Consider the following 18,335-nt stretch of genomic DNA (forward strand, 5'->3'; position numbering starts at 1 on the left):
TTTATTTTTGTTACAATCACCAGCCTTTCTTATTTCTCGTTTTTTATTTTCCTTTTTTTCGTGATTCACTTGACTGACACGTAAGGTAGTCAATGCTGGTCCATTTTTAATCTGACATGATGAAATTTCAAAATACAGCAATACTTTCTATCGCTCTTGTCTTATCTGCCTGCGGTGGTGGCAGTGGCGGCTCTGCAAATAGTGGCGGTGCCACTGTTGGAGCCAACGCCGGGACTGTATCGGGGCAAGGCTGCACCAATAAGTTCGGACGGACTTGGACTGCTGTGGACGGGGTAGGGCAAAAGTTGGAATACTTTAATAATGTGGTTTATGGCAATGGCGTGTTTTTGGGAATAGGGTACGGAAAGGCAGTAATAAGTCGGGATGGCGAAAACTGGGTTAACGTGACTTCTTCTGGTGTACATGGTGGCTATGCATTGACTTATGCCTTGGGAAAAATCTACATGGTTGGCCAGGCTGGTGGGCTAACGGATAAGCGAATGATGGCATCAAGCACGATCGATGGTACAAGTTGGGATAACCTGATTATTGGCGACAGCGCCAATCCATCTTTGCAAGCACTTCCATATTTTGACCCCAAGAGTATGTCCTATGGCAACGGGAGATTTATACTGGTCGGTGGTGATGGAAAAATCATCTGGAGCGCTGATGGCCGGAATTGGTATGCCGCAGCAAATGCGGCTGATCTTAAAGTTTATGTCTTTGGCTGGAGCACATTTGCCAATGGAAAATTCTATGCCGGTGCAGGTCTCAATGTATATGTCAGCAGCGATGGTAATACCTGGCAGACACAAAAAATCGTTGGCGACGGTACATTTCCGACGACTGGTATAACTGGCATGCAGTACTTTAACGGCATGTATGTGGCTGTTGATAGCCAAGGCAATATTGCCAACAGCAGCGACGGCGTTAACTGGAAAACTGTCGCGAAAGGGCGAGCCTTCCTTCCCGTAAATGGTAATGCAATCGTTGCAGGCGGCGGCCAATTGATGGCGGTCGATCTTGCGTCCAGCTTTACTACTGATGGCGACTATATCTTTTATAGCTGTGACGGCATCCAGTGGGAAAAAACGAAAGTCCCAAATGGCAATTATAGTTACTCAATAGCGATAGGCGACAATATTGCTGCGGGTGTAGGCAACACGCCAATTTTTTCCAAGTATTGATTCGTACGGATGTTGTAGTCTGGGGCCGCTATCACGTGCACACGCACATTCTGAAACTTAGACTCATGAAAAGCGAAACATCCTGAACTTGTTTCGCTTTTCTACCACCACACCCCTTGCCGATTCCATGTAATAAACTGCCCTATGATCGCCGTCAACGAATTGGCTTGCGTCAGCAGCACTGTTGACGCGCTTGCCAGGTTGTTGACGACACTGGCGTTGCTGCTAACAGTCTGGCTGATGGTGTTGACTTCGGTATGGACTTGTTCGACGCCAGTTGCCTGTTCTATGCTGGATTGTTTGATGGCAGAGCTCATCTGCGACCCATGGTTGACGCTGGCGACGACGCCTTGCACGGCATCCTGAATCACCTTGCTCGCACTCATCCCTATTTATGAAATGAGTTCTAGCTACTTGGGCACGAGATGCTGAAAGCCACGAAAAATCTAATTGATGCCGATTCAGTGCGATTGGGGGCACTTGTGGCCCGTGTTATCTGATGGAAAGATCAAGTCAACAGCAGTTTTTAAGAGATGCAATGCAGACGCTAGGTATGACCAGGAATCAATTTTGCAAACGCATTAGCGCCCCACCCAAAATTTTAGATAAATGACTCTCTCCAGAAGATACAAAAGACAAACGCGCCATGCCAGAAATTGCCTGAGAGTACATAGCAGAAATATTAAGTAATGTGGAAAAAAATCTTAATTTACCCTCAATGGGGGGCATGGAATAAATCATGTTCAATCGCTTCTGGAATACGAGATATATGTAAATGCACTACTGAAGATTCACACATGTTTATCAAAATATAATACATTAATGACATTGGTGTAAAATTAACAAGGGAGTGCGATGTGCACGCCAGTTTCATCGAATCGTTTGTTAAGCAATGCAGGCAAGATCATTCTTGGATTTTTCCTTGTGGCAACGGCTGGATGGTGCCAGGCGGAAGCCAGGCTAAAAGTCTATGTGGTAGAGGTCTTTAATTCCGATTTGAAGAGGAAAATAACGATGATAATTATTTTAGGAATTGGGATACCTCTTATTTTTGTCTTTCTCCCAATCTGCAAGAATTTGGGGAAATTGGCGAAATTTGCGATTTTGCTGGTTGGTATTCCGGCTACCGCTTTCGCACTATCACTGCTGCAAGTAATTACCCAGTCGCCCGAAGAACGGGCCGCATCCAATGCCGCGTTTGCCGCTAATAAAATGGCACAAATTGAGATTGACTGTGGGGTCACGAAAGAGCAAACAGAGGCATGGTTTGCTACGCACAAGACTGGCTGGGCGGAGCATGTGGAGGCGGGATTGAAGTGTGTTCGCGATCACAAATAATCGAAAGGAAAAATGACATGATTTCGATGATTTATGAGTTAAAGAATAAATACGGAATTTCTATCACTGAAGGGGAAAATTTCAAACAGGCGATGTATAACGGACGGCTGACGGATTCGGAAGAACAACTCCGAGAAAAGATCGAACTTGGTGCAAAACATTACCCTGGAAAAGACTTGCTCATCGGTACTTATGAATCCGATGAAACTTCACCTGCTCTTTTCGCGTATGCAGTGATTATTCCAGTACATGGATAACGGAAAAAGAATGAAAACGAATTTTATGAGTAATTTCAGCATAAAATTTTTTGAGATAGGACAACTAGGAGTGCTAGCTATTTTTGCTTTCTAGCCTCTCGTCGGCGTCGGATTTGAAGTCAATTATTTTATAAATGAAAACGATGTTATCCACTAACTCAGTTGGCTATGTACGATTGATTTTATTGTTTGGAGCACTCGCATTGCAATTTGGTAGCACAAATTGTTTTGCTGGGGACCTAACCTATGAATGTAAAGTGCTGCATGTGTATGACATAGAAAATGGGGCTCTTAGCAATTCAGACAAAAAATCACTTAGTAGCGTCATTCTTGGCACTTCTTTTATTGTATCTAAGGATACTGGAGCAATTCTAGGGGAGTATATCAATACTACTAACGCGGATTTGGTAAAGGTGTTGGAACGAGGATCGGATCGCTGGAATTTTAGATCGCTTGCTGAGTGGGACAATAAAAAAAGTGCCGGTACTTACGTTGCACAGTTGCTTGAGGTTCGGGAAAGCAATGTTGGAACATCTAAACCGTTTACACTTTTTAGTGCTGGCATGCTGGGTGTTTTATCAGGCACTTGCAAGTAATTTGGCGATCGGAAATCATGGCTGAACTCCACCCGATATCAGGTGCCGACATTGAAATGCGCATAGCGGATGTGATTTTTGTTCACGGTCTTGGAGGTGACGTTTTTAAAACCTGGCGTCACGGTGACGATCAGAGCACATCATGGCCGCATTGGGTGGGAGCAGAGTTCAAAGACGTCGGTGTATGGTCACTTGGATATGCGGCCAGCCCATCCAGATGGTTTGGTATTTCTAAGATATTTTCCAAGGTGAGATCGGATGAGGGGCACAGTATGGCACTCCCCACGCGTTCCGGTCAGGTGCTTAATCTGTTGTGCCAGCGGGGCATTGGTTTTAGACCTATCATTTTTGTGTGCCACAGCCTGGGAGGCTTGCTGGTCAAGCAAATTTTTCGTGATTCTAGCGACAGCATACAACCAACAAATAACAAGATAATCACCGCTACCAAAGCCGTACTATTTCTTGCTACACCGCATGCTGGTGCTACCTTAGCGTCCATGTTAAGCAATTTTTCAACTGTACTGGGCGCGACCGTCTCCATTGGCGAACTAAAGGAACATGATGCGCATTTGGGCAATCTATACAATCGGTACCGCAATCACGCGCCAAAGCACGAAATAGAAACTTTCACCTACTATGAAACACGTGATATCAAAGGGATGAGGATTGTCAATTCCACGTCGGCGCATCCGGGTGTTGGCGCTGACCCAGTTGCAACAGATGACGATCATGTATCGATTGCCAAGCCATCCGACCGGAGTGCCGCCGTTTGTGAAACCTTACGCGCCTTCCTGCATAAGTTTGATGGCTCACCGGACAAGAGTGTGTCAAATATGACGGACGCGGATTTGATTTACGGCCACGGTACAAAGGCACTGACCGATTGTCGTTTTGAACAGGCGCGCACGCACTTCACCGAGGCGCTGCGACTGTACAAGCAGATTGGCAATGTCATGGTTGTAGCCAATGCGCTTGGTGGTCTGGGCAATGCTGAAGGCGCGCTAAACCGTAACGAACAGGCGCGCACCCACTGCACCGGGGCCTTAAGACTGCACAAACAGATCGGCAATGTCGTGGGTGTTGCCAATGCGCTCTTGGGTCTGGGCGAGGTCGAACGCGTGCTGAACCGTCAGGAACAGGCGCGTACCCACTTGGCCAAGGCGCTGCGACTGTACAAGCAGATCGGCAATGTTATGGGTGAGGCCAATGCGCTCTTTGGCCTGGGTAATGTTGAACATGCGCTGGACTGTCAGGAACAGGCGCGCACGCACTTCACCGATGCGCTGCGACTGCACAAGCAGATTGGCAATGTCATGGGTGAGGCCAAAGTGCTCTTTGGCCTGGCCAATGTTGAAGGCGCGCTGAACCGTAACGAACAGGCGCACACCCACTTCACCGAGGCCTTAAGACTGCACAAGCAGATCGGCAATGTCGTGGGTGAGGCCAATGCGCTCTTTGGCCTGGGCAATGTTGATTACTCGCTGCAACGTCAGGAGCAAGCTCGTACCCACTTGGCCGAGGCACTGCGACTGCACAAGCAGATCGGCAATGTCATGGGTGAGGCCAATGCGCTTGATGGTCTGGGCAATGTTGAACGCGCACTGGACCGTAACGAATTGGCGCGCACGCACTTCACCGATGCGCTGCGACTGCACAAGCAGATCGGCAATGTCATGGGGGAGGCCAATGCGCTTTTGGGTCTGGGCGAGGTCGAACGCGTGCTGAACCGTCAGGAACAGGCGCGTACCCACTTGGCTGAGGCGCTGCGACTGTACAAGCAGATCGGCAATGTCATGGGTGAGGCCAATGTGCTCTTTGGCCTGGGTAATGTTGATTACTCGCTGCAACGTCAGGAGCAGGCTCGTACCCACTTGGCCGAGGCACTGCGACTGCACAAGCAGATCGGCAATGTCATGGGTGAGGCCAATGCGCTTGATGGTCTGGGCAATGTTGAACGCGCACTGGACCGTAAGGAACAGGCGCGCACGCACTTCACCGAGGCGCTGCGACTGCACAAGCAGATCGGTAATGTCATGGGTGAGGCCAATGCGCTTGATGGCCTGGGCAATGTTGAACGCACACTGGACCGTAAGGAACAGGCGCGCACGCACTTCACCGAGGCGCTGCGACTGCACAAGCAGATCGGCAATGTCATGGGTGAGGCCAATGCGCTTGATGGTCTGGGCAATGTTGAACGCGCGCTGGACCGTAACGAACAGGCGCGCACGCACTTCACCGATGCGCTGCGACTGCACAAGCAGATCGGCAATGTCATGGGGGAGGCCAATGCCCTATTTGCCTTGGGTGAATTGGCCAGGAGTGCACTGTCGGAAAATGCTGCACGCTTGCATTATCGTGATGCAGCCATTTTGTTCGGAATTGCGGGACTTATTGAATGGCAAGACCGAACCAATCGTTTAGCTACAGAAGCATGGCCTGCCACCGAAAACAGATAGGAAAATGGCTTAATTGAACACTGAACAGGGCAAGGGCAGCAGCAACAGGGCAAAAGCTATGATTGATCCATATGCTGTTTTAAATAGAAAATAATTTTTTCTATTTGACGCTGAAAATTCGGCCAGTAATCGTCCCGCCAATCGAAATTGGTCTCATTCTCAATATCTATTAATAACTTATGCGACCTATCGGTTCTTGCAATCTCCATGATTGAAATCACTTCCATCAAATTTTCCTTTTCAGAAGAGAAATACAACCTTTCAGCAGAATTTTTTGCAAGCGCGTCAAATGCAACCTCATTCCACACCATCTCATCAGAAAGGTAATAATTTCCAAACTCACGAAGTACTATATTGTAAGAATTATAAAATTTTTCATTTTTTATGACTATGGATTAAGGAAATATAATGGAAACGTTTACACACACACACACACAAACGACCGGTAAAAAACTCACGTATGCCGTGAAATGCGATCAAAACAGTTATACCGTTTCGTTAGATGGAAAGGTAGTGAAATTGGCTAAATTTTCCTTGCAACTTGGTGATGTACAAGGAACCCAGGCAGTTTGTATCGAGGCAAAATCCGCAATTGAGAACAGTGCAGACTTTGAATAGGAAAAATAGAATGTCTAACAACCATGATGACGATCTAATATTCGCTGTCAATAACGTCAAGTATGCCGTCGATGAAGTCAAGTCTGAAACAGAAGAGGTATGGAATGCCACGCGACGTTTAGACGACGCTATTTGTGGGGCGGGAGGCGTGATTTCCCATCTATACACGATCACCGCAATGCTAAATAGGATTTTTTGGTTGCTTCTCGCGCTACTGGTGGTTTCAATACTTCACCTTTTCAAATAATGTTTGGAAAATCATGGGCGATACTTTCGATAACGGTTCAAGAAAAATCATGACCACCGCAAGTGATAACGTGGACAATAATTTGGTTACGCCAACCGAGGCTTGGCCAATGAAAACTTCGGAGCAGCTTGACCGTGAACGGCAACGTGCTAAAGAACATGCCGAGAGTGTCGAGGCACGTTGGAAGATTGAGCGTGAAGCAACGGAAAAATTGCAACGATCCAGATTCTTAATTTACGGCGTGATGGTTGTTTTCATGATTGTTGTATTTTTTATTAGCTACTACCTATTCGCAGAAGCGCCAGGCTGGGCTATTGCGATTGCTGTTCTACAAATTTTTATTTTGGTGGCACTTGTCAAAGGCGGTATCGCAATAAGCGAATTTAAGAATTCAATACGTGGATTACGAAAAGAGTGAGGAAAAATCAGTACTGAAGTCAGTCGTTTGCAATTGATCAGAACCAAACAAAAAAGCGCATATGAAAAACCTAATTTTCACCATAACATGTCTGCTATTAATAGCTGGCTGCTCAAAAAATGAACCAGCAAAACCACCAACCCCATCAATGGAGCGCCCTATTCCTGTCCACATAGCGACAATGGATGAGTGGACAAGCGCCCTTTCGTCTGCCTACATAGAAAGCCAAACCAAAGACAAGGGCGATGGCGTGACCGAATTTATGGCGGCTTTCGGGACAAAAGAGAACAAAAACTTTTCAATCGCATTCGGCGAACGAGACGGCTTCAGAAAGCTTCGCATTTATAAAGCAGGTATGCCGATGAATATTGGAACGAGTGTCAAAACGTATGTATCAGTTCCAGATGGTAAAAAGCCCATCTTATTCATCGCACCCTATTATTGGGGCCGCAGTTGGCTATTCATGAAAAAACTTTCAATAATGGTCGACGGAAACGTTATATTCGAACATGATTTTGAGCTCAATACTAGTTACAGAAGAACTGAGGGAGTTGGCGTCGCGGAGTCATACGACTTGGTGGCTACGGAACAGGATATTGATGCTCTTCGAAAGATTCATCCTGAATCAAAAGTTCTGGTGAGAATTTCAGGCGATAAAGGATATGTAAATCTAATCGGTAAAAATAAGCGACATGAAATTGATGCTATTGAGGAATTTCAGCGCGATATAGTTTCTGCAATTGTGATATATGACGAAATTAGCAAAGCGATTGAAGGTCATATACCTCCAAATGGCACACCTAATCCACCAAAATCTTTGAAATAATTGAAGAAAATTCAGACTGGAAAAAATTAGCCATGATCAGGACGATATCGTATTCGACTTCGTTGATTAGGCATTCACTAAGAGTGCAGGTCACTTTATCGCCTCATCCTCTGCCGATCCGACGTAATAAACTGCCCCATGATCGCTGTCGACGAATTGGTTTGCGTCAGCAAGACTGTGGATGCGCTTGCCAGGTTGTTGACGACGCCGGCGTTACTGTTGACGGTGTTGCTGATGGTGCTGACTTCGGTATGGACTTGTTCTACTCCTGTTGCCTGTTCTATGCTGGATTGATTGATGGCAGAGATCATCTGCGACACCTGGTTGACGCTGGCGACGATTTCTTCCATCGTTAAACCGGCCTTGCTGACCAGGGTATTGCCCAGTTCGATGCGTTGTGTGGAATCGGTAATGAGTGCCTTGATTTCTTTGGCGGCACTTGCACTTCGCTGCGCCAGATTTCTGACTTCGCTGGCCATGACTGCAAAGCCGCGTCCCTGTTCGTCGGCTCTGGCGGCTTCAACTGTGGCATTCAACGCCTGAATGTTGGTTTGAAATGCGATGTCGTCGATGACGGAAATAATATCGACAATTTGCCTGGAGCTATCTTTGATCGAATCCATGGTCTGCACGACTTTATTGACGACATGCCCACCTCGTCGCGCCACTTCAGAAGCTGCCTTGGCAAGTTCGTTGGCGCTGGTGGAATTTTCTCTGTTAGCGGCAACGCTGGATGTCAGCGATTCTATTGATGATGCAGTTCGCTGTACAGATATGGCTTGTTCTTCTGTACTTTCCGCCAGGGAATTGCTGTCAACGATAATTTGTTCGGATGTCCCCGGCTTGCCACAGAGAATGGGGTAGCTTTTGTGAATATCGACTAAGTAAGTCTGAGTGTTGCCTGTATTGACTGAAAATAATCCTTGGCTTGACTGCGAATGTAAATGATATTGATTCTCATTGTTAACATGTGTATCATTCTGCATATGGAAGATGGCAATACAGTAATGAATTGACATCACACGCAATCAATTTCGATACACAATCAGAGGCAAGTCTTGAATCACTCACACGTTAAGCAACCAAAAAACCTTCGTCTTACTGATGATCTGGTAATAAATTCGATGAAAAAGACAACATTGGCCTTGGGTATTTCCAGCGCCATGTTCATGCCTATGGTCGCCATGGGGCAAGAGGTCACGCCGCCTGCTGCCAAGACACAAAAGGATGTGCAGAAGTTGCCGGAAGTGGAAGTGCTGGGCAAGCGTGTTGAATCCAATCCCAATGCTGAAGTTGGTGCGCCTTACAAAGCGAAATCGTCTGCTGATTCTCGTCACACGCGTCCGCTGGCTGAAACGCCACAAACTATTTCAGTACTGACCCGCGCAGCGATTGATGACTCTGGCCTGACAGACCTGAAACAGGTGTTGGGCGCGCAGCCAGGTATCACGCTGGGTACCGGTGAAAACGGCAATGCCTTCGGCGACCGGTATATTATCCGTGGCCAAGAGGCGCGCAGCGATGTCTTTGTCGATGGCTTGCGTGATCCGGGTATGTCTACACGTGAAAGTTTCGTCATCGAACAACTGGAAATTGCCAAGGGCCCTAACTCCAGTTTTGCTGGCCGTGGCACTGCCGGTGGTGCGATCAACGCCATCACCAAGCAGGCTACTCTGGATCATGACTTTGAACGTGTTTCCGTAGGTATCGGCAGTGATTCACAACGCCGTGTCACTGCGGATATCAATAAAGGTTTTGGTGACCATTTTGCTTTGCGCACCAATGTGCTGTATGGCGATGAAGATGTGCCTGACCGTTCGCCAGCTAACCGCAAGCGCAAGGGTATTGCCTTGTCCGGCCTGTATGAAGTCGACAAGGATTTGTCCATCACGCTGGATTACTATGGTCTGCGTACCAAAGATACGTCGCCGGATCTGGGTTACTACCTGACAGGTACTGTGCCGAATCGTGTACCAGCGACCAATGTGCCGGTGTATGGCCAGGCAAATGATTTCCTCAAGTCGGATGTGGATACCGTCACGGCACGTGTGAACTGGACGCTGGCACCTGATCTCAAGCTTACCAGCCTGACGCGTTACGGTAAATCCGGCAACGGTTATGTGACTTCTGGTGCGTCTTCTGCAACCCGCTACAATGGTGCAACAGGCGTGGCTTACACCACTGGCGCCCTCGATGGTGGCCACACTGGCTGGCAAGACATCGATTACTTTGCCCACCAAAGCAATTTGCGTTGGGACAAAGTGCTGGCAGGCTTCAAGCATGAATTTATCTTTGGCGCAGAATATGCTGACCACAAAGTCGTGTCCGGTACCTATGCCATCACCAATACCGGCACATTCAATTGCAAGACCACGGCGGGCATCGGTGCCAACAATGGCTTCTGTTTCACTGACAGCAATGGCACACCGGTCGCCAATTTGAGTAACCTGGCTGGCCGTAACTCTAGCCGTCTGACCTGGAACCAGGATTGGCATATCAAGGCATTGGCGCTGACGCTGATGGACACCGTTGATCTGACTGACAAATTTACTGCTTTTGGCGGCTTGCGTGCAGATTCCTTTGACCTGAACCTGACACGCCGCAATAACACCACGGGCGTCATCACTGGCGACTACGGTTATAAAGACACACTGGTGAACGGCCATCTGGGCCTGAGCTACAAGATCACACCCAAGCTCATCGTCTATGGTTCTGTCGCCAGCGCACAAGACATCAATGGCGGTGAAGCGGATGCAGGTACCAGCAGCGGGTACGGTGGCGCTGTCCTGTATCAAAACCAGATTGCCGGTGCCAAGCCAGAAACCTCAATCAACTATGAACTGGGTGTGAAGTGGAACCTGCTGGACGACAAACTGCTGGCTACCGCAGCATTGTTCCAGACCAAAAAATCAGACGTGATGGAAGGTGCCAACTATGACACCGTCGGTACGTTCAACACAGGTAAAAATCGTGTGCAAGGTCTGGAACTTGGTCTCAGTGGTAACCTGACGGAAGACTTGTCGGTACAGGCCGGCGCGGCCTTCATGGATTCCAAAGTGCTGGCTTCTTCAACACCTGCCAACATCGGTAACCCATTGAGCAACTTTGCCAAGAAGACTTTCTCGTTGCAGGCCAAGTATCAGTTGACCAATGCGTTCTCGTTCGGCGGTGCAGCACGTCATGAAAGTGATCGTTGTGGTGGCCAGCCTGACACGGCAGCAGGTTACACAGCAACTGGTCTTTGCTCACAGCCAGTACCTTCGTTCACGGCGTATGATGTGTTTGCCGCATATCGCTTCTCACGTCGCTTTGATGTCCGCGTGAATGTACTGAATGTCACGAACAAGGACTACTACACGGCAGTGTACCGTTCGGGTTCATTCCTGTACAAAGGTGATGCACGTGCAGTACGCGTCGCGCTGAACTACGAAATGTAAAAACCATCTGCCGGGCGAACTGGCGATTCAGCTAAAATACGGATTCTTTGTTGATAATTTCCATTGATGAACAAGCCGTCCACATCCGCTAATCAGCCAGTCGCGCCGGGTATTCCGGCAGATATACGCTGCGCCCAGGATTATGAGCTGGTGGCGCAGCGTACCATGGCAGAACCCAGCTACGCCTATGTAGCTGGTGGCAGTGGGCGTGACCTGACGGTGGCCGCCAATCTGGCCGCTTTCTCGCAATGGTCCATCTATCCGCGTGTGCTGCGTGATGTCAAAGATGGCCATACGCGAGTGACTTTGGACGCACAAACTTTCCTTCATCCCCTATTCTTGGCCCCCGTGGCTTTCCAGAAGCTTGCCCATGCGGCTGGCGAAATCGACACTGCACGGGCTGCGCAGGCGACGGATAGCTGCATGGTATGCAGCACGCTGGCATCCTGTCACCTTGAAGATGTGGCGCATGCGGCGGGCCCGCACAAGTGGTTCCAACTGTATTTCCAAGCCCGTCGTAATGATACGCTGGCTTTGTTAGCTAGGGCAGAGGCGGCTGGCTTCAGTGCCATCGTGGTGACGCTGGATGCATCCATACAAGTGGCAAGCACGCGTGCCTTGCAAGCGGGATTTCGCATGCCGGCTGATTGTGTCGCGGTTAACCTGCAAGACCCATCTGCTGGACAGCCTGCTGAAGAGATTGCATTATCGCCGGGTGACAGCCGTATTTTTCAGGGTGTGATGCGGGCCGCACCAACCTGGTCAGACCTGACCTGGCTGATGGCGCAGACTTCTTTGCCGATATGGGTAAAAGGCGTCTTGCACCCCGACGATGCACGTGCCTTGCAGGCCGCCGGGGTGGCCGGTATTGTCGTTTCCAACCATGGCGGGCGCAGCCTGGATGGCGCCCCTGCCAGCCTGACTGTGTTGCCGGGCATCCGTGCGGCGGTGGGAGATGATTTCCCCTTGTTGCTGGATGGTGGTATACGTTCAGGTGCGGATGTCTTCAAGGCGCTGGCGCTGGGGGCCGATGCCGTATTGATCGGGCGTTTGCAACTATATGCACTGAGCGTTGCTGGCGCATTGGGTGTCGCCCACATGATCAAACTGTTGCGCGAAGAACTGGAAGTGTGCATGGCGCAAGCCGGTTGCGCCACCTTGCGCGACATTGGCAGTGAGGCTTTGCTGCGTTGTCCTGGAACGAACTAAATTAACCGATAAAGTAAGGCTGACGGTATGTTGATTGTGATAGCGAATGTCTTGAGCAAGGATGAAGTCCGACAGTTCAGGGCGCATCTGGACCATGCCGAATGGCAGGACGGTGTACGCACGGCTGGCACGCTCGCGCAGCAGGTCAAACGCAATTTGCAGATAGACGACAATTCAGAACTGGCTATCAAACTCGGCAACCATATCTTGCGCAATCTGGGTCAGCATCCCGCCTTCATTTCTGCCGCCTTGCCGCAAAAAATCTATCCACCAAAATTCAATTGCTACCAGGATGGCGGCGGTTATGGCCTGCATGTGGACAGCGCCATCATGGTACTGCCCGGCACGGGCCAAAATTTGCGCAGCGATCTGGCCGCCACGGTGTTCCTGGCCGAACCCGGAGAGTATGAAGGGGGCGAACTGGAAATCGACACCGACTTTGGTGCGCAAACAGTCAAGCTTGCTGCGGGTGATATGGTGCTGTATCCCGCTTCCAGCCTGCACCGGGTGACACCGGTGACATCAGGTGCGCGGACTGCTTCTTTTTTCTGGATAGAGAGCATGGTCAGCGACGGTACAGAACGTGCGATGCTATACGATCTGGATCAGGCAATCCAGAAACTGACATTGACGGTCGACCCACAAAATTCGGCACTGCTGACGCTGACAGGTGTTTACCACAACCTGTTGCGCCGCTGGGCCATCACTTAAGTTTTAACTGAGCATTAACTAAGTTTTAACCAAGTTTTAACCAAGTTTTAAATCACTTTTTTAACCAAGTTTTAACCAAGTTTTAAATCACTTATCAGGAGTAAGCGATGCAATCAATTACGCGATCAATTTTTGTAAAACTCGTCCCGGTGGCATTTGCTGTTATATCCAGCAGCGCCTGGGCACATGGCGATGTCAAATGTACCGACCAGCCAAAAGCCAAATGGCGTCCACACACCGAATTGCAAGAAAAGCTGACCAAGGAAGGCTGGCAAATCCGTCGCATGGAACAAACCACCAGCTGCTACGAAGTGTATGCCAAAGACCCCAAGGGCAAACGCGTAGAAGCATTCTTCAACCCGGTGACGTTCGAGCGCGTTGAAGAATAATCAATCCGTCGGGGACATGCCCGTCCGGGACGTGCCCGTCCGGGACGCGCCCGTCTGGGACATGCCCGTACGCCTGATTCATTGGGCGCTGGTGTTCAGTATCGCAACTGCATGGTTCACCAGCGGCCAGACTGGCGTTGCCCATGAATATATAGGCTATGGCGCTGGCCTGCTGGTATTGGCACGCCTGGTCTGGTCTGGCGTCGGCAACCGCTATGCACGCTTTGGCCAATTCCTTAAACCGCTGCCAGCCACGCTTGATTATGTGCGCCTGGTGATGCGCGCCAAAGCCCCACGTTACATCGGCCACAACCCCTTGGGCGGCTGGATGGTCGTGGCATTGTTATCCTGCGTGGCATTGCTGGTATTGACCGGCTGGGCCATGGGCACCGATTTACTATGGGGCTACGCCTGGCCTGTACGTGTACACATCACTATCGCCTGGATCATGGTTGGCCTGATAGTCTTGCACGTGGCCGGTGTTCTGTTCACCAGTTGGCAACATCACGAAAACCTGGCCAAGGCCATGCTGATCGGTGAAAAACCGGTGGCGGGGCCGGGTGATGTGGATTAGATATACATCTGGTTACTGCTTTATCGATTTGATAGCATCTGCAAATAGCCAAACAATGAAGTAGCGTCCAGAAACATTCACCGGATACGCACTTGCACTTGTATGGATAAGGCGACTCGTGAGTTGATCAATGGCATTCAAGGTCATTAGTCCAATTCGGCTAAGTGGCCTTGCCGTGTACTTTTGTTAAATCAGAAATTTTCCAGACCCGCACTTTCTTGGGGCACCCGCTTTCTTCATAGGGGCTTGGTCCAGTTTCATATTGCAAAGGCACGCTTTGCATTACTTTGAAAAAATATTCCACCTTAACCCGTTTTTCCCCGAATTTGACAAACAAGGTCGCACGATCATTGCCTATGAACCCTTTGTTTGGAAGATATAAAAAATTCCCACTTCCCAAACTACTTAATGCGCCATTTGTAGGTGCTTTCAAAATTGTGGCAATCCCATTCCCTTCAATTTTAGTCTTTTCTCTCTTTCGGTAATAATTTTCCAGTGCCAAAATGGGACTCATACTATCGGCTGCAGATAGTGGTTGACCAAAATTCTCGCTTAAATGACAGATACCTATGGTGCGGTCGAATTTCTCTGCAACTTGTGTAGTTGCCACAATCGTTGAATGCTGAGCCGTTTCTTGAAATGTCGTCGCTGGTAATTCCATCATAAACATTATAGGCACCCGTTCTGGACTAGTTTTAATTTTAGCTGGAAATGCAGGTGGCAACAAATACCTAATTCGTCAAAGGTAATCGTGCGATTCTGCCGTTGAAAAACTGATACTTTCACGTCAAACACGGACACTAGCGAGTGTCAGGATGGTGTCATCAGTGAGGCAACTAAAATACGCATCGTCGAAATGATTCAGCACCAGGCCGTCGTGTATCGCTAACCAATAGGGTACAAGGCTAAAAAAGCCAAACCTGTCCATATATTGGTTGCGCGATAAACGCAGTGGATCGATTGCATCAGGACTGTTATTCAAGCGAAACAGGTTCAGGATGCCTTGCTCTAATGCAGAAATATTTTTGGTTTGTACATCATTAATATCTGTCTCGGCCAGAATAGCTTTCACGGAAGGCTGGTTTGCCCATGCGCTTAGCGCGTTAAGCTGCAGTTCGTCACCATGATAATCGAGGGCATATTTTTTCTTTATGAGTTCGAACGGAGCCCATACTTGTGAATCGCAAGCAGCCGCAGCACGGCACCAACGATCATTGGCGGCAGTGCGTATGGCATTGCTTACCGCTTCAAAGTCAATCGCATCCTTGCGTACTGAACCAGCATAGCCCTCCACGATTTCTGTTGTATTGCAGCCGCTTGTCTCAATTCCCTCTGCACCCGGTTTGAGTTTTAGTTTAGGAATCGTGTCGTTAAACGACTCAATAAGTCCGCCTGGTATTATGCGCTCCATGAGTTCAAAAACCTGTCCATTGGCATCGATGCGCATCCATCCGTCTGCGTGTACCGCGCCGATATCTGGTTCCTGCCCTTCTTCAAGAACTTGGTAGCCCAAATATTTCCTTACCCATCCACAAAAATCTTCTTCGTATGAGCCGAATAAAGTTGCATACCGTGTCTTTAATTTAATTAAGACATCGACCACGACAGAATCAGTATGTTCAGACATGCTGAACCTGTCGAGTTGATCCCTGAAGTTGTCGCCGATAACAAGAATAACCGCCTTACCCATCGTAGACTTACCCTTAGTTAATGATGTTTTTTTGCAGGATTAATGGGGCAGGTGCTGTCGTTGCCCCATTTGCGTCTGTAACCGCCTACACATCCAGGTGTGAAGACTTATTCTTGGCGAATACTCAGCTAAACACTATCGCCGTTTTATATTGCAGACTCAGGCGCGCGCATTCGTATAGCAATATCCAGGATTCCAATTCACGGTAGCAACCGTCCTCCTCTTGTGCAACTTTGCTGATGCGTTCTGCCTCGCTATCCGACAATTGATCATTGTCGAGTTTGATACCTAGGGCAGGAGCAACCAGTAGCAGTTCTTCCATCAACCTGTATGAAGAGCCGAGCATGCCGCCTGGCAAGTCTGAATCGGCGCTTTCAGCAAACAAGACTTCTGAAAAATCCACAGGTAAATAATAACCTTCGGCATCAGAATGGCAGATCAGGTGGCTGTTCATTGCATCGTATTCTGCTTGAAGCGCTTCATCCTCTTCAGGTTCTTCATCTTTTGGCAAGGGTGTCGCAATCCAGCTTGGGTCAGCCTTGCGGCGGGCGTAGGCGCGACGTAGATAGTGGATGAAGGAATACGGCAGGCTGTCAAGTTGTGCACGCGAATCGAGTGCAGGCAATTGACGGGGTTCCACATGTTCGGGCAAACCTGCTTCCGTCAGTACTGCGTTGGCTGCTGCAAAGCCTTCTTCCATCCATTCGACACCTTCAGGATCGCTTTCAGCCAGTCCGGCTAATTCTCCAACAGATATTCCCAAGCCCATTGCTCTCTCCTTAAAAAGCTTTGCACACAGGATGTGTGCAACAGTGAACTGAAACATTGGTGACCAATGTTAACCCGCTCCGTATCACCATGTAAATCCAGGCGGGCAGGAATAGTCAGAAATATTGGGATTGCAAGTGTCTGCTATAGAAAGCAGGCCATAGGTGTACAAAAAAACTTCCAATTGTGTATAGCAGGTCGCCGCTCTGTCTGTGTTGTCCTTGCGGGGGTGCGGCGGGTTTTGCATAAGCTATCACTGTAAACGTCGCTTTGTAAGCCTAATACCACCTTAAAAAATCACTGTATTGATTGTGCGGATACCACGCCGACATGTGTCTGCTACGGTCAAGCATTGGACGCGCTTGCTTGTCGGGCACGGTTACCCGGCTAGGCACTTTACCGTGGTACTTGCAGCCAATGGCTGTAATACAACTTGCCAAACGACGGGCGGGCGCTGGTCTGCTTGTAGAGTCAGCAGAGGGCAGGTGGGGAATTGCTTACATTTTAATTGAAGATACCACTTAAATACCTATTGACATCCACTAGGAAAAAAACTTACAGTGAAGCCTGAAATGGTAGCAGATGTGGCGTCGCTGGTTTGGCGGCGTTAAAAAACATGAATAGCTCACTTATCAATGCTCACTTATCAATGAATAAACAAGCAGAAAACCAGCACACAGCAGACGGACAGAATACCGCACGCGGTACGCTTACGTCCGTGGCCTGCACTTATTTTGTCGGTGCTGATGGTGGTGGTACTGGCACGCGAGTGGTGTTGGCTGATGCCGCAGGCCAGGAACTGGGGCGTGGCAGCGCCGGGCCATCTGGCCTGGCACTGGGGCGCGACAAGGCCTGGCAATCCATTTTGCAGGCGACGCAGCAGGCATTTGCAGTAGCTGGCCTGGTCATGCCGCCATTGCAGGATGTTGCTGTCGGCTGCGGGCTGGCTGGTGTGCACAATATCCACTGGACCAAAGAATTCGTCGCCCTCAATCCTGGCTTTGGTGCTGTCTGTGCTGAAACGGATGCATACACAACTTTGCTGGGGGCACTGGGCGGCAAGCCTGGTGCCATCATCGCACTGGGCACTGGCAGTGTTGGTGAAGTGTTGCTGGCCAACGGTCAGCGTCGTGAAGTCGGTGGCTGGGGTTTCCCTGTCAGTGACGAAGCCAGCGGGGCATGGCTTGGCATGCGTGCCGTCAATCACTTGCAGCGTGTGCTGGATGGGCGTGCTGCCGCTAACCCATTTGCCAGCGCCGTGCTGACACATTGTGGTGGCGACAGGGATGCCGTCTTTGCCTGGCTGGCGCAGGCCAACCAGACCCGTTTTGCAGAACTGGCACCACTGGTAATACGCTTTGCTGCCGAAGTGGAAGTGGCACACACCGTCATGCAGGATGCTGGCAAAGAGGTTGCCATCATGGCGCAGGCGCTCGACCCTTCTGCTGAATTGCCGATTGCCCTGTGTGGCGGTCTGGCGGATGCGGTAGCTGCGTATTTGCCGACGGAACTGGCGGGGCGGGTGCAAAAGCCGCAGGCAGATTCAGCAGCGGGCGCCATGATACTGATACAGCAGCATCTGCAATATAAGTAATACCAGCAACATCAGCAACA

At 49.4% G+C, this 18,335-nt stretch carries 21 protein-coding genes; 15 read left to right on the forward strand and 6 right to left on the reverse strand.

What is annotated here, in order from left to right; translation table 11 throughout:
• Positions 1 to 116 precede the first annotated feature (116 nt).
• Complete coding sequence (locus ACO0LM_RS25105) at positions 117 to 1,187, forward strand: hypothetical protein (RefSeq protein ID WP_423041062.1); 1,071 nt, start codon at positions 117 to 119, stop codon at positions 1,185 to 1,187.
• Between the two features lie 101 nt (positions 1,188 to 1,288).
• On the opposite strand, the gene ACO0LM_RS25110 is transcribed toward ACO0LM_RS25105, so the two are convergent.
• Both ACO0LM_RS25110 and ACO0LM_RS25115 read right to left on the reverse strand, forming a co-directional pair.
• On the reverse strand, positions 1,289 to 1,573 hold the full coding sequence (locus tag ACO0LM_RS25110; RefSeq protein WP_423041064.1) for a hypothetical protein: 285 nt from the start codon (positions 1,571 to 1,573) through the stop codon (positions 1,289 to 1,291).
• Between the two features lie 178 nt (positions 1,574 to 1,751).
• A complete protein-coding gene (locus ACO0LM_RS25115; RefSeq protein ID WP_423041066.1) occupies positions 1,752 to 1,916 on the reverse strand; it encodes a hypothetical protein in 165 nt (54 codons plus the stop codon).
• Between the two features lie 126 nt (positions 1,917 to 2,042).
• Between ACO0LM_RS25115 and ACO0LM_RS25120 the strand changes: the two genes are divergently transcribed.
• The 8 genes from ACO0LM_RS25120 (at position 2,043) to ACO0LM_RS25155 (ending at position 7,943) form a co-directional block, all read left to right on the forward strand.
• A complete protein-coding gene (locus ACO0LM_RS25120; RefSeq protein ID WP_423041068.1) occupies positions 2,043 to 2,525 on the forward strand; it encodes a hypothetical protein in 483 nt (160 codons plus the stop codon).
• 17 nt (positions 2,526 to 2,542) lie between these two features.
• Positions 2,543 to 2,782, forward strand: a complete 240-nt coding sequence (locus tag ACO0LM_RS25125; protein ID WP_423041070.1) for a hypothetical protein — start codon at positions 2,543 to 2,545, stop codon at positions 2,780 to 2,782.
• A 143-nt stretch (positions 2,783 to 2,925) separates the two neighbouring features.
• Positions 2,926 to 3,378, forward strand: a complete 453-nt coding sequence (locus ACO0LM_RS25130; RefSeq protein WP_423041072.1) for a hypothetical protein — start codon at positions 2,926 to 2,928, stop codon at positions 3,376 to 3,378.
• Between the two features lie 17 nt (positions 3,379 to 3,395).
• Positions 3,396 to 5,834 (forward strand): tetratricopeptide repeat protein, encoded by a 2,439-nt coding sequence (locus ACO0LM_RS25135; RefSeq protein ID WP_423041074.1) that lies wholly within the window; start codon positions 3,396 to 3,398, stop codon positions 5,832 to 5,834.
• A gap of 408 nt (positions 5,835 to 6,242) precedes the next feature.
• Complete coding sequence (locus ACO0LM_RS25140) at positions 6,243 to 6,452, forward strand: hypothetical protein (protein WP_423041076.1); 210 nt, start codon at positions 6,243 to 6,245, stop codon at positions 6,450 to 6,452.
• Positions 6,453 to 6,462: 10 nt separating this feature from the next.
• Complete coding sequence (locus tag ACO0LM_RS25145; protein WP_423041078.1) at positions 6,463 to 6,699, forward strand: hypothetical protein; 237 nt, start codon at positions 6,463 to 6,465, stop codon at positions 6,697 to 6,699.
• A 13-nt stretch (positions 6,700 to 6,712) separates the two neighbouring features.
• Complete coding sequence (locus ACO0LM_RS25150; RefSeq protein WP_423041080.1) at positions 6,713 to 7,117, forward strand: hypothetical protein; 405 nt, start codon at positions 6,713 to 6,715, stop codon at positions 7,115 to 7,117.
• 61 nt (positions 7,118 to 7,178) lie between these two features.
• Positions 7,179 to 7,943, forward strand: coding sequence for a hypothetical protein (locus tag ACO0LM_RS25155; protein ID WP_423041082.1), 765 nt, complete (start codon positions 7,179 to 7,181; stop codon positions 7,941 to 7,943).
• A gap of 95 nt (positions 7,944 to 8,038) precedes the next feature.
• Here ACO0LM_RS25155 and ACO0LM_RS25160 read toward each other — a convergent pair whose 3' ends face one another.
• Entirely contained in the window at positions 8,039 to 8,929 is an 891-nt protein-coding gene (locus tag ACO0LM_RS25160; protein WP_423041083.1) for a methyl-accepting chemotaxis protein, read from the reverse strand.
• A 138-nt stretch (positions 8,930 to 9,067) separates the two neighbouring features.
• On the opposite strand from ACO0LM_RS25160, the gene ACO0LM_RS25165 reads away from it, so the two are divergent.
• The 5 genes from ACO0LM_RS25165 (at position 9,068) to ACO0LM_RS25185 (ending at position 14,263) form a co-directional block, all read left to right on the forward strand.
• Positions 9,068 to 11,380: a TonB-dependent receptor gene (locus tag ACO0LM_RS25165; protein ID WP_423041085.1), complete on the forward strand. Its 2,313-nt coding sequence runs from the start codon at positions 9,068 to 9,070 to the stop codon at positions 11,378 to 11,380.
• 66 nt (positions 11,381 to 11,446) lie between these two features.
• Entirely contained in the window at positions 11,447 to 12,589 is a 1,143-nt protein-coding gene (locus ACO0LM_RS25170) for an alpha-hydroxy acid oxidase (protein ID WP_423041087.1), read from the forward strand.
• A gap of 27 nt (positions 12,590 to 12,616) precedes the next feature.
• Complete coding sequence (locus ACO0LM_RS25175; protein ID WP_423041089.1) at positions 12,617 to 13,300, forward strand: Fe2+-dependent dioxygenase; 684 nt, start codon at positions 12,617 to 12,619, stop codon at positions 13,298 to 13,300.
• Positions 13,301 to 13,407: 107 nt separating this feature from the next.
• Positions 13,408 to 13,689 (forward strand): PepSY domain-containing protein, encoded by a 282-nt coding sequence (locus ACO0LM_RS25180; protein WP_422990560.1) that lies wholly within the window; start codon positions 13,408 to 13,410, stop codon positions 13,687 to 13,689.
• A gap of 16 nt (positions 13,690 to 13,705) precedes the next feature.
• Entirely contained in the window at positions 13,706 to 14,263 is a 558-nt protein-coding gene (locus ACO0LM_RS25185) for a cytochrome b/b6 domain-containing protein (RefSeq protein ID WP_423041091.1), read from the forward strand.
• Positions 14,264 to 14,423: 160 nt separating this feature from the next.
• Here the strand turns inward: ACO0LM_RS25185 and ACO0LM_RS25190 are convergent, their stop codons facing one another.
• The 3 genes from ACO0LM_RS25190 to ACO0LM_RS25200 all read right to left on the reverse strand — a co-directional run bounded on the left by ACO0LM_RS25190 (position 14,424) and on the right by ACO0LM_RS25200 (position 16,722).
• Positions 14,424 to 14,933, reverse strand: coding sequence for a hypothetical protein (locus ACO0LM_RS25190; RefSeq protein WP_423041093.1), 510 nt, complete (start codon positions 14,931 to 14,933; stop codon positions 14,424 to 14,426).
• A gap of 117 nt (positions 14,934 to 15,050) precedes the next feature.
• Positions 15,051 to 15,953 (reverse strand): hypothetical protein, encoded by a 903-nt coding sequence (locus ACO0LM_RS25195; protein WP_423041095.1) that lies wholly within the window; start codon positions 15,951 to 15,953, stop codon positions 15,051 to 15,053.
• A 124-nt stretch (positions 15,954 to 16,077) separates the two neighbouring features.
• Positions 16,078 to 16,722, reverse strand: coding sequence for a hypothetical protein (locus ACO0LM_RS25200; RefSeq protein WP_423041097.1), 645 nt, complete (start codon positions 16,720 to 16,722; stop codon positions 16,078 to 16,080).
• A 648-nt stretch (positions 16,723 to 17,370) separates the two neighbouring features.
• Between ACO0LM_RS25200 and ACO0LM_RS25205 the strand changes: the two genes are divergently transcribed.
• Positions 17,371 to 18,315, forward strand: coding sequence for a BadF/BadG/BcrA/BcrD ATPase family protein (locus tag ACO0LM_RS25205; RefSeq protein ID WP_423041099.1), 945 nt, complete (start codon positions 17,371 to 17,373; stop codon positions 18,313 to 18,315).
• The last annotated feature ends 20 nt before the right edge of the window (positions 18,316 to 18,335 follow it).

The sequence above is a fragment of the Undibacterium sp. Di26W genome, from assembly GCF_049340265.1.
GTDB lineage: Bacteria > Pseudomonadota > Gammaproteobacteria > Burkholderiales > Burkholderiaceae_D > Undibacterium.